General features: G+C 42.9%; 12 protein-coding genes. 8 read left to right on the top strand and 4 right to left on the bottom strand.

What is annotated here, in order from left to right:
- Positions 1-16 precede the first annotated feature (16 nt).
- Together rmuC and E5672_RS06965 are read right to left on the bottom strand one after the other, a co-directional pair.
- Positions 17-1,306, bottom strand: coding sequence for a DNA recombination protein RmuC (gene rmuC, locus E5672_RS06970; RefSeq protein WP_136781538.1), 1,290 nt, complete (start codon positions 1,304-1,306; stop codon positions 17-19).
- A gap of 233 nt (positions 1,307-1,539) precedes the next feature.
- Positions 1,540-3,069, bottom strand: a complete 1,530-nt coding sequence (locus E5672_RS06965) for a fumarate hydratase (protein WP_136781537.1) — start codon at positions 3,067-3,069, stop codon at positions 1,540-1,542.
- 270 nt (positions 3,070-3,339) lie between these two features.
- Between E5672_RS06965 and pabB the strand changes: the two genes are divergently transcribed.
- The 3 genes from pabB to E5672_RS06950 all read left to right on the top strand — a co-directional run bounded on the left by pabB (position 3,340) and on the right by E5672_RS06950 (position 6,972).
- Entirely contained in the window at positions 3,340-4,791 is a 1,452-nt protein-coding gene (pabB, locus tag E5672_RS06960; RefSeq protein WP_136781536.1) for an aminodeoxychorismate synthase component I, read from the top strand.
- A 79-nt stretch (positions 4,792-4,870) separates the two neighbouring features.
- On the top strand, positions 4,871-5,443 hold the full coding sequence (locus E5672_RS06955; protein ID WP_136781535.1) for a CoA pyrophosphatase: 573 nt from the start codon (positions 4,871-4,873) through the stop codon (positions 5,441-5,443).
- 155 nt (positions 5,444-5,598) lie between these two features.
- A complete protein-coding gene (locus E5672_RS06950) occupies positions 5,599-6,972 on the top strand; it encodes an L-serine ammonia-lyase (RefSeq protein WP_136781534.1) in 1,374 nt (457 codons plus the stop codon).
- A 77-nt stretch (positions 6,973-7,049) separates the two neighbouring features.
- Here the strand turns inward: E5672_RS06950 and cysB are convergent, their stop codons facing one another.
- Complete coding sequence (gene cysB, locus E5672_RS06945; protein WP_136781533.1) at positions 7,050-8,024, bottom strand: HTH-type transcriptional regulator CysB; 975 nt, start codon at positions 8,022-8,024, stop codon at positions 7,050-7,052.
- A 208-nt stretch (positions 8,025-8,232) separates the two neighbouring features.
- On the opposite strand from cysB, the gene E5672_RS06940 reads away from it, so the two are divergent.
- Positions 8,233-8,937, top strand: a complete 705-nt coding sequence (locus E5672_RS06940) for a sensor histidine kinase (protein WP_136781532.1) — start codon at positions 8,233-8,235, stop codon at positions 8,935-8,937.
- Positions 8,938-9,030: 93 nt separating this feature from the next.
- Positions 9,031-9,789 (top strand): hypothetical protein, encoded by a 759-nt coding sequence (locus E5672_RS06935; RefSeq protein ID WP_136781531.1) that lies wholly within the window; start codon positions 9,031-9,033, stop codon positions 9,787-9,789.
- A gap of 32 nt (positions 9,790-9,821) precedes the next feature.
- On the opposite strand, the gene E5672_RS06930 is transcribed toward E5672_RS06935, so the two are convergent.
- Complete coding sequence (locus E5672_RS06930) at positions 9,822-10,715, bottom strand: LysR family transcriptional regulator (protein ID WP_136781530.1); 894 nt, start codon at positions 10,713-10,715, stop codon at positions 9,822-9,824.
- 121 nt (positions 10,716-10,836) lie between these two features.
- Between E5672_RS06930 and E5672_RS06925 the strand changes: the two genes are divergently transcribed.
- From E5672_RS06925 to E5672_RS06915, 3 genes are all read left to right on the top strand, one after another.
- A complete protein-coding gene (locus tag E5672_RS06925) occupies positions 10,837-11,544 on the top strand; it encodes a CoA transferase subunit A (RefSeq protein ID WP_136781529.1) in 708 nt (235 codons plus the stop codon).
- A complete protein-coding gene (locus E5672_RS06920) occupies positions 11,544-12,197 on the top strand; it encodes a CoA transferase subunit B (RefSeq protein WP_205676479.1) in 654 nt (217 codons plus the stop codon). Before E5672_RS06925 ends, E5672_RS06920 begins: the two co-directional genes overlap by 1 nt.
- A 305-nt stretch (positions 12,198-12,502) precedes the next feature.
- The gene (locus E5672_RS06915) at positions 12,503-13,828 is read left to right on the top strand and encodes a DEAD/DEAH box helicase (protein WP_136781527.1); all 1,326 of its coding nucleotides are present in this window, start codon (positions 12,503-12,505) and stop codon (positions 13,826-13,828) included.
- The last annotated feature ends 43 nt before the right edge of the window (positions 13,829-13,871 follow it).

Genomic DNA, 13,871 nt, shown 5'->3' with positions numbered 1-13,871 from the left:
GCATCTGCGGCCTTTTTTAATCGTCTTTCGAAAGCTGTTGAAGGTGCTGTGACATTCTTTTGCTTGGCTGCACCCCAAGTTCGCGAAACTTTTCAATTTGCCTGACTATATTCCCGCGACCACTGGTCAATTTGCCCATTGCTTGTTCGTAACTTGCGTGAGCGGTATCCATAGACTTCCCAACCTTTTCCATATCTACCACAAAGCCAACGAACTTGTCGTAAAGCTTAGCCGCTTGGTCAGCAATGAGCTGAGCATTTTGATTTTGATACTCGTACTGCCAAATATTGTTAATGGTTCTCAACGCTACCAATAAGTTAGTTGGGCTCACCAGCATTATGTTGTGATTAAGTGCCATAGTCACCAATTCAGGCTCTTCTTCTACTGCAATAAGAAATGCTGGTTCTATAGGGATAAAAAGTAAAACATAATCTAGCGTTTTGATGCCTTTCAATGTTTGGTAATCCTTAGCCCCAAGGCCTTTTATGTGACCTTTAATAGACGCTACATGTTGACTCAAAAATTGCGCTTTTTCGGGTTCATCTTCGCAGTTGTAATAACGTTCGTACGCGGCAAGACTAACTTTTGAGTCGATAATTACATCTTTATCGTTGGGTAAATGAACCACCACATCAGGCTGGAATCGCTTGCCCTGTTCCGATGTTGCAGACATCTGAGTTTCAAACTCGTGACCTTCCCGTAAACCTGACTCTTTAAGAATACGTTCAAGCACCACTTCGCCCCAGTTTCCCTGCTTTTTATTATCACCCTTTAACGCACTGGTAAGTGCTGCCGCTTCTTCTGTAATTTTCTGATTAAGTGCTTTTAAGCTTAATATTTCGGTTTTAAGCGATGCGCGTTCTTGCCCTTCACGAATATGTTGTTCCGATATTTGACGCTTAAAACCTTCTAACTCATTTTTAAACGGAGCGAGTACAGCTTCTATGTTGTGTTTTGTCTGTTGAGAGTAACGCTGTTGTTTTTCTTCAAATATTCGATTTGCTAAATTTTCGAATTGCGTATGCAGACGTTGTTCAGATGCATTCATAGACGCAAGCTTATCTTCATGCGCAGCATGAAGGGCCTGAATTCTTGCTTGGTGCGCATCGTTTTGTGCTTGAAGCTTGGCAATAGCAATACGCTCGCTATTCAAGTCATTTTGTAGCTGCTCATTGATTTGCGAAAGCTGTGCTATCTTGGTGGCATTCGCCTGACCACGAATAAATGAATAAAGTGAAAAAGCACACACACTTACGAAGGCTATTAAAAAGGAAATGGGTTCGCTAGAAATAAGGTTAATTAACATAGTGCACGTTCATACTGTTATTTTGTACAGCACTATAAACAAAATCAGATAAATATACCAACTGGTATAAATTTAAAATGAAATTAGGGCAAAACGTCTAGCACGAAAACCTTTTAAAAAATGAAACCACACAAATGAAAACGGGTGCTATTGCACCCGTTTTTTGTTTTGTGACGAAAAACCTCAGTAGCTTTCTTTAGCAGAACGGCTCATCTTAAGTTTTGCCTTCCTATCTATTTAGATAGCGAGGCATCAAGCTCTTCAATTTTTGCTTTCCAAATGGCCGGACCATTTTTGTGAGCATTGGCACCCGTGCTGTCTACTGCAACGGTAACTGGCATGTCTTCTACGTCAAACTCGTAAATCGCTTCCATTCCTAAATCTTCAAATGCTACGACTCGAGATTTCTTAATGGCTTTAGATACAAGGTAAGCCGCTCCACCAACTGCCATTAGATAAACCGCTTTGTGTTTTGCAATTGAATCCACGGTTGCTGGACCGCGTTCTGCTTTACCAATCATGCCGATTAGGCCTGTTTTCTCAAGCATCATGTCGGTGAATTTATCCATACGGGTAGCGGTTGTTGGGCCAGCAGGACCAACGACTTCATTACCAACGGCGTCAACGGGACCTACGTAATAAATAAAGCGGTTAGTTAGATCAACGCCTTCTGGTAAGCCTTCACCGTTTTCCATCATGGTTTGAATGCGCTTGTGAGCAGCATCACGACCGGTAAGCATCTTACCTGAAAGCAGCACCGTTTCGCCTACTTTCCATTCTTGGATATCTTCTTTTGTTACTTCATCAAGGTTAACGCGGCGAGTGTTTTCGCTAACTTCCCATGTTACTTCTGGCCAGTCTTCTAACTTAGGTGGAGTAAGTTCCGCTGGACCCGAACCATCAAGATAGAAATGTGCATGACGGGTTGCAGCACAGTTAGGGATCATTGCTACAGGTTTTGATGCAGCATGAGTAGGAAGTGACTTAATCTTAACGTCAACAACAGTCGTTAAACCACCTAGGCCTTGCGCACCGATACCCAACTTGTTAACGCGGTCAAAAATTTCTAGACGAAGTTTTTCATCCGTTGTTTGTGGTCCACGCTCAATAAGTTCTTGAATGTCTACAGGGTCCATAAGGCTTTCTTTCGCGAGTACCGCTGCTTTTTCAGCCGTACCACCAATACCTATACCCAGCATGCCTGGCGGACACCAACCAGCGCCCATTGTTGGTAATGTTTTCACCACCCAGTCAGCAATATCATCGCTTGGGTTAAGCATTACCATTTTCGATTTATTTTCTGAACCGCCGCCTTTAGCTGCGATCATCACTTCAATCTTTTCGCCCGCTACCATGTCGATATGCACAACAGATGGCGTATTGTCTTTGGTATTTTTACGCGCGCCTGCTGGGTCTGCAACAATTGACGCTCGTAGTGGATTGTCTGGATTGAGATAAGCGCGGCGCGTTCCTTCATCAACCATTTCTTGAACGGTCATGTCAGTTTTGTCCCACGTCACTCCCATACCAACTTTAACAAAACACGTCACAATTCCCGTGTCTTGACATAAAGGGCGCTTACCTTCGGCAGACATGCGCGAGTTGATAAGAATTTGTGCCATGGCATCTTTTGCAGCTTGGCTTTTTTCTTTTTTATACGCCTCTTCTACGGCTTTCACGTAGTCTAGCGGGTGATAATAAGAAATAAATTGTAGGGCATCTTCAATGCTGTCAATGAAGTCTTGTTGACGGATAACGGTCATGACATCCTCTTTTTATTTGGCTTTCGTGGTCTTAGCTAGCTAAAAAAGCGTATACTAGCGCATCTAAAGACATCGCACCATGTAAAACCATGCGCATTAGGCTAATTCCAGTTATTTTTGAAAACTATGAGAATTAGAGCACCAACCAAACGTTCTAACGCCAATGGTGAAATGCGCTTATTAGCCTATAACAGTTAGAAATAGAAGGTCGTTGCATGTTTGTATTACGCAACAAAACGCCGGCCATAAAAAGAAGTACAGAAAACACCTATGTTACACCCAGATACAATTCACGTTCATGTCTCCCGTTTTACTCAAAAAGAGTTAGCCGAAAGGTTTTCCCTTAACTGTGAATGCACTGCAGTGTTTAATCACCTTTTTGAACAAGTATCTACACTGCCCTATTCAATTTTGTTAGATACATCGGGATCGAAAAAAAGTGAAGGCCGGTTTAATATTATGGCGTTTTCACCAGAAGCGGTTGTTGAAGCTAAAGACGGCAATGTTGAACTAGTCGAATTAGATACCTCTTCCAGAGAGCAGCTAGACATGCAGCCTTTCGAGGCGGTTCAGACACACTTGCATACCAGGGTGAAGTCTGTTGAATTAGACACAGAATATGATCTCTCGTGTTTGCCATTCATAGTTGGTGTAGCGGGCATGGCAGGCTATGACACAGGGCGTTTTTACGAAGCATTGCCAAGTAATGCTAAAAGTGACTACAACACGCCTGATTTTGCTGTGGGACTTTACCTTTGCTCTCTTATTGAAGATACCCAAACGGGATTCATTTATTATTGCACTGCAAAAAATCAACCACTGGAAGAGTATTTTTCTGCAATTACTAACGTGTCATCAGACTCTTATTTTGCGCTTACGTCTGACTTCAAATCTAATTTAACTAAATTAGAATATGAAGCTTGCCTAAGCAAAATACACCGGTATTTGCGAGCTGGCGATTGCTATCAGGTGAACATGGCACAGCGATTCAGTGCAACGTTTGAAGGCAGTGTGTGGCAAGCATATTGTGAGTTACGCAATCAAAATCAAGCGCCCTTTTCTGCCTACTACAAGCTTCCTGAAAGTTGTATTGCATCTATTTCTCCCGAACGCTTTTTGCGTGTAAGCAATGGGGCAGTAGAAACAAAACCAATCAAAGGCACACGGCCGCGCTTTGCCGATATCACAAGAGACAAAGCCAGTGCACAAAGTTTACTTAGCGCAGAAAAAGACCGCGCTGAAAATCTTATGATTGTAGACTTGCTGCGTAATGATATTTCTAAACACTGTAAGCCAAATTCTGTAAAAGTGCCGGCATTGTTTGCCCTTGAAAGCTACGAGGCAGTTCATCATTTAGTAAGCACAGTAATTGGCGAGCTGAATGACAATTCTTCGCCCTTGGCCCTATTGGCTTCTGCATTTCCCGGTGGCTCTATAACCGGTGCGCCTAAAATACGTGCAATGGAAGTGATTGATGAACTTGAGCCACACCGCCGCCATATATATTGTGGCAGCGTGTTTTACATGGGATTTCGCGAAGATATGGATTCAAGCATTTGTATACGAACGGTTTTAGCCGAAAAGAACACGCTACATTGCTGGGCCGGCGGTGGTATTGTGCTAGACTCTAAGCCAACCGAAGAGTATCAAGAAACCCTAGATAAGGTGTCCAAAATACTGCCAGTATTAGAAGCTATGAATCGAAAGCACGATGAAGTTTAAACACTTAAATAATGCATAGCGTAACGAGTATGTGTCGTGCATGATGGGTACATTTGGAAAGAGGTAATACGAAGCACCAATGACCAGAAGCGAATTTCTATCTCAGTTTCATCACTTGAGGCAACCCCACTCAGAGCCTGACTTCCCGCTTAGAAAAGCTGGACGACCGGCGGCCGTGTTAATCCCTTTGATAGACTATGGCAACTCGCTTCAAGTATTACTTACCGAACGTGCACACCATCTAAAACACCATCCTGGACAAATCAGTTTTCCAGGCGGTGCGGTTGACGAAACCGACCGTTCTTTCTTTGATGCTGCGCTTCGCGAGGCTGAAGAAGAGGTGGGCTTGCCTTCTACTCATGTTGATGTTGTAGGCATGCTGCCCAAATACCGGACCATCAGCGGCTACGAAATAGCGCCTGTTGTCGGCTTTGTAAATCCCGATTTCACGCCGCTAATAGATAAAAACGAAGTTGAGAGCGCATTCGAAGTCCCCCTTGCTCATGTGCTTAATAGAAAAAATCACCTAGTACACACTACGCACCGTAATAAACAAGCCTTTCCTATCTATTTCATTCCCTGGCAGCATCGCATGATTTGGGGGGCAACTGCTGCTATGCTCAGAAACCTTTCCCATCACATACATCCGTAATCGGCTTACAAACCTATATAGAGCGCCGCTTTACTATAAATTAAACTTTACAGCATATTAGCAAAACTAATCTTATTATTAGCTTTTCTGTATTGTGGTTTTCAACCAGTGGATGCATGATCTAATTATTACTTTGTTTTAATTTTTGAAAGTTTATGATCAGTGTATTTGATATGTTCAGCGTGGGCATAGGCCCATCTAGTTCGCACACCGTTGGCCCAATGAAAGCAGGCGCTGAGTTCGTTTCGGAGCTCTCTCAAGATGCAGCGCTTTTTGAAACGGTAGATAGCGTAAAAGTTGAACTGTTTGGTTCTCTTGGTCAAACGGGCATTGGCCATGGCACTGGCAAAGCTGTCATCTTAGGTCTTTTAGGTGAATTACCTGACGTTGTCGATGTAGACACTATTGAATCTAAGCTTGAAGAAATTCGAAACAGCGAGAAACTCTGCCTTAACGGTCAAAGATTAGTACGCTTTCCTAATAAAAACGCCATTGTATTTCATCGCCGGAAAACATTACCAAAGCACGCTAATGCATTGACGTTCTATGCGTATGCAAAAGACGAATTAGTTAAAGCGCAAACCTACTACAGTATTGGTGGCGGTTTTATAATAAAAGACGAAGATTTCGATGCGACTAAAGCCCATGCAGCCAGCCTTCAGGCCTCAGTCCCCTTTCCATTTAAAACTGCCGGCGATTTACTCGCTCAGTGTAAGAACAATGGGTTAAGTATCAGCTCATTAATGTTGCGCAACGAGGCAACCTTTAGGCCTAAGCATGAAGTAAAGCAGCAGCTACATAATATCTGGCTAGTCATGAAAGCCTGCATACAGCGCGGTATTGAAAGCGAAGGTATACTTCCTGGCGGCCTAAAAGTAGTACGCCGCGCACCTGGTTTGTATCGCCGCCTCCAGACTGAGCATACTAACGACCCTATGCAAACCATGGACTGGGTAAATTTGTTCGCGTTAGCAGTTAATGAAGAGAACGCAGCGGGAGGACGGGTTGTTACCGCACCCACTAACGGTGCAGCGGGTATTATTCCAGCCGTACTTCAGTACGTTGATAAATTTATTAGACCTGTAGATGAAGAAGTGGCAAGTCGCTTCCTTCTTACTGCCGGAGCCATCGGTATTCTTTATAAAGAAAATGCGTCGATTTCTGGTGCCGAAGTAGGTTGCCAAGGAGAAGTTGGTGTGGCCTGTTCAATGGCTGCTGGTGCCCTGGCGGAAATTATGGGTGGTACTGCGGCTGCAGTTGAAAATGCTGCTGAGATAGGTATGGAGCATAATCTAGGTCTTACCTGTGATCCGGTTGGCGGTCTTGTTCAAGTTCCCTGCATTGAACGTAATGCCATGGGCGCAATAAAAGCCATCAATGCGTCTCGCCTTGCATTAAGAGGAACGGGTGAGCAAAAAGTATCGTTAGATAAGGTGATTAAAACCATGCGCGATACAGGTAACGACATGAAGACAAAGTACAAGGAAACCGCACGAGGCGGACTTGCAGTAAATATTATTGAGTGCTAGCTCCGTAAAACCAGTATCGAAAATACAAAAAAGGGGCATTTGCCCCTTTTTTATTGATATGCGTGAATTTCAACACGTTACTTAACTGGAAGCGTTACGCCTTTAAACATCTTTTCAACTTCCTCGTTGTTTTTCAACATCATGGCCTTTTCCACCTTATCCTTTGTTAAGTGAGGTGCAAAACGTTCGATAAAGTCATACATGTAGCTTCGCAAGAACGACCCCTTTCTGAAACCTATTTTTGTTGTGCTGTAATCGAACAAGTGGCTCGCGTCTATCTTTACAAGGTCATCGTCTAGGTCCTCACTTACCGCCATAGACGCAATAACACCAATACCTACCCCAAGGCGTACATAGGTTTTAATCACATCGGCGTCGGTTGCGGTGAAGACAATTTTGGGTGTAAGCCCAGCTCTCTCAAACGCTTGGTCTAATTCAGAACGGCCCGTAAAACCAAAAACGTAAGTAACCAATGGATACTTCGCAATGTCAGAAATATCAATAGTGCCTTTTTTAGACAAAGGATGGTCTTTATTAACGATTACGCTTCGGTTCCAGTGATAACAAGGCAGCATAACTAAATCGTTGTATAAGTGTAATGCTTCCGTAGCGATAGCAAAATCAGCTTCGCCTTTAGCGGCTAAGTCACTAATTTGAGAGGGGGTGCCTTGGTGCATGTGCAACGAAACTTTCGGGTATTTACTCATAAACCCTTGAATCACGTTAGGTAAAGCATAGCGTGCTTGTGTATGAGTCGTAGCTATATTCAGTTTACCTTGGTCAGGAAGCGTATGCTCTCTAGCTACGGCTTTAATACTTTCTACTTTTGCTAGAATTTCCCGTGCGATGTTGATAACGTCGTTGCCCGCGTCTGTCACATGTGTAAGGTGTTTGCCACTACGGCCAAATATCTGAACGCCTAGCTCGTCTTCCAACATACGTACTTGCTTGCTGATACCTGGCTGAGACGTATATAAACTCTCCGCCGTTGCTGATACATTCAAGTTATTATTGAGAACTTCTACGATATACCGTAGTTGCTGTAGCTTCATATTTTACACCGTTTTAGGGATAGACTGACACTTTACTCCCTCCGTTATAACCAAAACTGCTGTTTTTTACTAGTTGCTATTACAAAATTAGCATTATAAAGTTGAATTTAGTTCATTTTTTTACAAATTTAGGCGTAATTAGCCCTTCATAGTTCAATCTCTTCTACAGTATGTAAAGGGTTAAAAGTCGCACGGCGTTTTATAGATAATGAGTAGCAGTAAACAGGTTACATCCACAATAGATTTTTCATCGGTATTAGCTGCCGCGGTACACGATATGAAAAACTCACTTTTTCTTTTGATCCAGTCTATTGAAACGTTAAGCGACACCCTCTCACCGCATGATACTAAAGCAAGAGAACAAGTTGCCAGTGTTCACTATGAAGCGTCGAGACTTAACACGAACCTTGTCCAGATCCTTTCGCTGTACAGAGCTGAGCTAGAAAGTCTACCTATAACGGTTGATGAAAGCTTTATTAAAGATTTAGTCGAAGATGTTGTTGGCTCAAACGCCTTGTATGTCTCTCAAAAAAATATTGATATAAGCATTGATATAGAAGAAGACCTGAGCTGGTACCTAGATAGCGAGTTAATTTATTTACTTTTGAATGACGTTATCATTAACGCCATGCGCTATGGTACGTCGAAAATACTTGTTTCAGCACATGTCGACGACAATGATTTTGTGACATTAAGGATTGAAGATGATGGCAGTGGTTACCCCGAAGATATGCTATCTAAAAGTCACGAAGATTTGTGTGATTTTGAATTAAGCCAAGGCAGAACAGGCCTTGGTTTGTTCTTTGCTAAACTCATCGCACGTGCCCACTCTCAAGGCGATAAGAAAGGAACGATTGCTCTTTCAAATGGTGGATGTTTCGGCGGAAGTGTATTTGAAGTAAAAATACCGTAATATTGACCGATAACAGTAGAGAATTCAGAAAGTAACGCTCATGGTTAAAAATAACTGACGTTATAAGAAATAAAAACAGACGGAAAAACACGCATGTACGTGATCATTATTATTTTAATTGTTGTTTTGCTCATCGCCGCTATTTTCATTAACGCAATCCAACAGCATCGTCAAAAGCAAGAAGCAGAGCGTCGAACTGAACTAGCTAAACAACGCACCCTTGTTGATGAAACAGAGAACGTTATCGCTGCTAGTGTCAACATGCCTGTTTCTTCGAGAATTATGGGCATCCTTCATAACCGTATTCTTAATGCGCTTAAAGCGATGAACGAATTATCAAGCACCGCAGAATTAAAGCAAAGAATTTCTAGTAGTGAACAAGCAACTGCCGCAGCACTCTCTGATAAATCCGGTGCTACGTCTGAGTTTTCATTGCCAGATAATGACAAGATGATTATTCAGTACATTCAAGCTGTTAAGAGACTGCGTATTATTCTCCGCTCTGAGCATAGTAAGGGACAAATCGATTCAAAGGTGTTTATGGATGAAGATAAGCAGCTTGAACGCTTGCAGGTAAAGGTGAATGTGGAGACGTTAATCAAACGCGGCCGCGCTGCGCTTCAAACCAATATGCTTGGCTCTGCAAGGCAGTACTTTGAAAAGGCAAAGAACGCACTAGAAAATCAAAACCCTCAAGATGATTATTCTACGTCCAAGCTTGCTTCACTTAACGAGTGGTTACACGAGATACAAAGTAACCTTAAAAGCGTGAATGAAAAAGATCGCGTTAAGAAGCAAGAAGAAGAAAGGGACGAGCTCGACGAGCTTTTCGCGCCTAAGAAAAAGTGGTAATTCCTTAGTCCTTAAAGCACTTATTTTGCGCATTATGCTTTTCTAGCATAATGCGCAACAGCCAAATCCCACATCGACTGTGCAGGCAGCGATAGTCCCTTTCGCTCATTTATTATTATTCCAATATTTTTAACCAAGGGCTCATCAGATATTTGTTTTGCTACTAGCCCTAACCTCTCCATTTGTGCCTTGCAAATAGCCGGCATGATAGAAATGCCTAATCCATTTTGGATAAGTTTACCGAGCGTAGATAGCTGACCTGTTTCAGCGATAATATTTAGTTCGCCATACTGTGCTAGTTTCGATTCGGTCCAATGGCGCACCGCAGAGCCTCTATTCATCATTACTAATGGTAGTTTAAGGCAATCTTTCCAAAGTAATTGCTCTTTCAGGTTGGCTGATTGAAATTTATTGGTCACCACAACGAACTCATCGGCAAATAAACTTTTGAACATTAAGCCATCTTTGCGCTCTGGCTCAAAAGAAAAACCTATTTCACTGCGTCCGGTAGTCACTTCATGAATAACTTGTTCCATCACTACATCTACTATTCGCAAGTTTACGTTCGGAGTACGCTGATGAAAAATCGACAAAATTTCTGGTAGGTGAGATTCTGCAAATGACGGCATAGCGCAAACGGTAAGTTGCCCTTTCGCCATGGCAAAAAGATTTTGCATATCTGAAAACGTGTTGTCCCAGTCATGAAGAAGCCTCAGCGCGTTTGGAAACAACACTTCGCCTTCTGGTGTTAAGCTCACGTTACGAGTATTGCGTTGAAACAACTTTCCACCCAACTGCTCTTCCATCTTTTTAATCGCCGAGGACAAAGCTGGCTGCGTTAAATGCAGGTTTACTGCTGCTTCAGCAAACGTTGATGACCTAGCGACTTCTACGAAGGCCTTTATTTGACGGTATGAAACATCCATAGACGTAATCTATAACCCTGCCATTAATAAAATATATTTATTAATGGCAAGATTAATTCGATTTTACAAATAACACAACAAAGTTAATACTTATTTTTAACAATTGGGTTGGAGATGGAAAATGGCAGGATTTAACAAGGTCGTATCGTCATATGATGAGGCCATGGCTGGGCTCGCGAGCGGAATGACGGTTATTGCAGGTGGCTTCGGATTGTGTGGTATACCAGAAGGACTCATAGCTCAAATTAAGAAAATGGGTACGTCTGGACTGACTGTAGTTTCAAATAACTGTGGTGTGGATGGTTTTGGGTTAGGTCTTTTATTAGAAGATAAACAAATTGCCAAAATGGTGTCTTCTTATGTGGGTGAAAACGCACTTTTTGAAAAGCAGTTGCTTAATGGCGAACTGGAAGTCGAGCTTACGCCACAAGGAACACTAGCTGAAAAAATGCGTGCTGGCGGTGCTGGCATCCCTGCATTTTATACCGCTACAGGTTACGGCACGCCCGTTGGTGAAGGTAAAGAAGTCAAAGAGTTTAACGGTCGCCCTTATATTCTTGAACACGCTATTACTGGCGATTTTGCCATAGTAAAGGCATGGAAAGCAGATACTTACGGAAACTGTATTTATCGCCATACAGCACAAAACTTTAATCCTATGGCAGCTACAGCAGGTAAAATCACTGTGGTAGAGGCGGAAGAGATTGTAGAGCCCGGTGAATTGAACCCCAGCGAGATCCACACCCCGGGCATATATGTGAACCGTGTTATTCAGGGGTCGTTTGAAAAACGTATTGAACGCCGTGTAGTCAGCAAGGAGTCAGTATAATGCTTAGTAGAGAACAAATAGCAATGCGTGTAGCCCAAGAGTTCAAAGATGGAGACTACGTCAATTTGGGTATTGGCATCCCTACTCTAGCAGCTAACTATGTACCGGATGACATAAGCGTTATGTTGCAGTCAGAAAATGGCCTGTTAGGTATGGGGCGTTATCCCACTGAAAATGAAGTAGACGCTGATATGATAAACGCCGGTAAAGAAACGGTTACCGCTATTACAGGCGCGTCAATTTTTAGCAGTGCTGAAAGCTTCGCTATGATCCGCGGTGGTCACGTAGATTTTACGGTACTAGGTGCATTTGAAGTTGATGTATCAGGTAATATTGCATCGTGGATGATCCCAGGAAAACTTGTTAAAGGCATGGGGGGCGCTATGGACTTAGTAGCTGGCGCAAAAAACATAATAGTCACCATGACCCATACTGATAAGCATGGTAATCCCAAATTGCTTAGCGAATGTACTTTACCGTTAACTGGTGTGAATTGTATTACCCGTATTATTACTGACCTAGCAGTGCTCAGTGTGGAAGACGGTGCTTTTGTTCTTCAAGAGCGCGCACCAGGGGTTAGCGTTGACGAAATTAAAGAAAAAACAGGCGGAAAACTTGTAGTGCCAGACAGTGTACTAGAAATGCAGTTTTAAACCTTAGCTTAATAGATACTTTCCTTTTCGCGTTTACCCTTTCGCAAATAAGTCGTTTGGGTAGGCGCGGTCCATACAATTAGCAGGCACGCTCCCCTCCACAATACTTTGCCCTTCTATTAGCGCTACAAGCTCTGCACTACTAAGCCAATATGTTCACTGATGCGTTTTGTTTTATATCAAACAATGTCACACATATACACCTTGCGTATTCAAGCAAATGAACCGTTCCCAATAAACCTTTAAATGAACCCTGCATTAAGGGATAATACACGCGAATATTAATTTAAAAAGGCCTACCCTTCTTGCTAGTTACCGATTTACCTGTCCACCACAAAATTATTTCAAAGCTCGAAACAAAAAACATTTCGACGCTAACCGAAATTCAAGAACGCACTATGCTGCCTGCTATTCAGGGCAAAGATATTATTGCGTCATCAAAAACGGGGTCAGGTAAAACCTTCGCCTTTTTAGTGCCAGCTATAAACCGCCTAATGTCGCAAAAAGCGTTAAGCAGACAAGATCCACGTGCACTTATTCTTGCGCCAACACGTGAACTCGCCAAACAAGTTTTCATTGAAGCCAAGTCAATGTGTACAGGTTTGAACCTTACTTGCTCGCTTATTGTGGGCGGCGAAAACTACAACGACCAAGTTAAAGCGCTTCGCCGTAACCCTCACATTATCGTTGGCACAGCAGGTCGTGTAGCCGATCACCTTTTAGATAAAAGTGTGTATTTGAACGGTTTAGAGCTGTTGATCTTCGATGAAGCCGACCGTATGCTAGATTTAGGTTTCTCTGCTCAGCTTAAAATGATTAACGACTATGCTGATCACAGAAAGCGTCAAACTATGTTGTTTTCAGCCACGCTCGATAATATTGAGCTTAAGCATATGACCACGCAGTTGACCAAAGGCGCTGTTCGCGTAGCTGTAGGAGACTCAACTGCAGAGCATGGCGATATCGAACAGAAGTGCTTCTTTGCAGACAATGTTGAAAACAAAGATCAAATTTTACAATTTGAGCTAGCCAACCGTACTTACAACCAAGCTATCGTATTTACTGCTACCCGTGAAGATACCGATAGAATTGCAGCATTGCTTAACGAAGAGAATTTAGAAGCGATTGCGCTTCGTGGTGATATGCTACAAAGCCAACGGGCAGCGGTAATGAGTGCGTTTGCTCGTGGGCAGCACAGTATTTTGGTTACCACTGACCTCGCCTCTCGTGGTCTGGACCTGTCAAAGGTTGGCTTGGTAATTAACTTCGACCTACCCAAAAACGCCGATGAGTATATTCACCGTATTGGACGCACCGGTCGTGCTGGGCAAAAAGGCGAAGCTTTCTCGTTAATTGGCCCGCGCGATTGGAACAGCTTTGAAGGGCTTAAGAGTCATCTTCAATATGCATTAGAGTGTTCACCCCACGACGAATTCTCGGCGTCTTTTAAAGGTTTTACGCCGAAGAAAAAAGTGTCGAAAAAATCAAATGCGAAAAATGGTAAAAAGCGCGTAGCGAAACCAGCAAAACCTGTCACTAAAAAGCGTGTAGATACCATGTCTGGAGAAGATATTGGTATGGTTCCTGTTAAGCGCAAGCCAAGAAACACACAATCCGATGACGACGAGTAAAAACTACTCGTTAGCTAGCTTATAAACCACCGCTATCGTTGAG

Origin of the sequence: Alteromonas portus, assembly GCF_005117025.1 — a bacterium.
In the GTDB taxonomy this organism is placed as follows: domain Bacteria; phylum Pseudomonadota; class Gammaproteobacteria; order Enterobacterales; family Alteromonadaceae; genus Alteromonas; species Alteromonas portus.
The sequence above is the reverse complement of the archived record's forward strand: the minus strand, read 5'-3'. Positions and strand labels throughout refer to the sequence as shown.

What these genes read in the sequence shown, in the direction of transcription:
- E5672_RS06920 (WP_205676479.1), top strand. Translation starts at nt 11,544, where the DNA reads ATGCTTAGTAGAGAACAAATAGCAATGCGTGTAGCCCAAGAGTTCAAA.
- E5672_RS06965 (WP_136781537.1), bottom strand. Translation starts at nt 3,069, where the DNA reads ATGACCGTTATCCGTCAACAAGACTTCATTGACAGCATTGAAGATGCC.
- cysB (WP_136781533.1), bottom strand. Translation starts at nt 8,024, where the DNA reads ATGAAGCTACAGCAACTACGGTATATCGTAGAAGTTCTCAATAATAAC.
- rmuC (WP_136781538.1), bottom strand. Translation starts at nt 1,306, where the DNA reads ATGTTAATTAACCTTATTTCTAGCGAACCCATTTCCTTTTTAATAGCC.
- E5672_RS06925 (WP_136781529.1), top strand. Translation starts at nt 10,837, where the DNA reads ATGGCAGGATTTAACAAGGTCGTATCGTCATATGATGAGGCCATGGCT.
- E5672_RS06950 (WP_136781534.1), top strand. Translation starts at nt 5,599, where the DNA reads ATGATCAGTGTATTTGATATGTTCAGCGTGGGCATAGGCCCATCTAGT.
- E5672_RS06940 (WP_136781532.1), top strand. Translation starts at nt 8,233, where the DNA reads ATGAGTAGCAGTAAACAGGTTACATCCACAATAGATTTTTCATCGGTA.
- pabB (WP_136781536.1), top strand. Translation starts at nt 3,340, where the DNA reads ATGTTACACCCAGATACAATTCACGTTCATGTCTCCCGTTTTACTCAA.
- E5672_RS06935 (WP_136781531.1), top strand. Translation starts at nt 9,031, where the DNA reads ATGTACGTGATCATTATTATTTTAATTGTTGTTTTGCTCATCGCCGCT.
- E5672_RS06955 (WP_136781535.1), top strand. Translation starts at nt 4,871, where the DNA reads ATGACCAGAAGCGAATTTCTATCTCAGTTTCATCACTTGAGGCAACCC.
- E5672_RS06930 (WP_136781530.1), bottom strand. Translation starts at nt 10,715, where the DNA reads ATGGATGTTTCATACCGTCAAATAAAGGCCTTCGTAGAAGTCGCTAGG.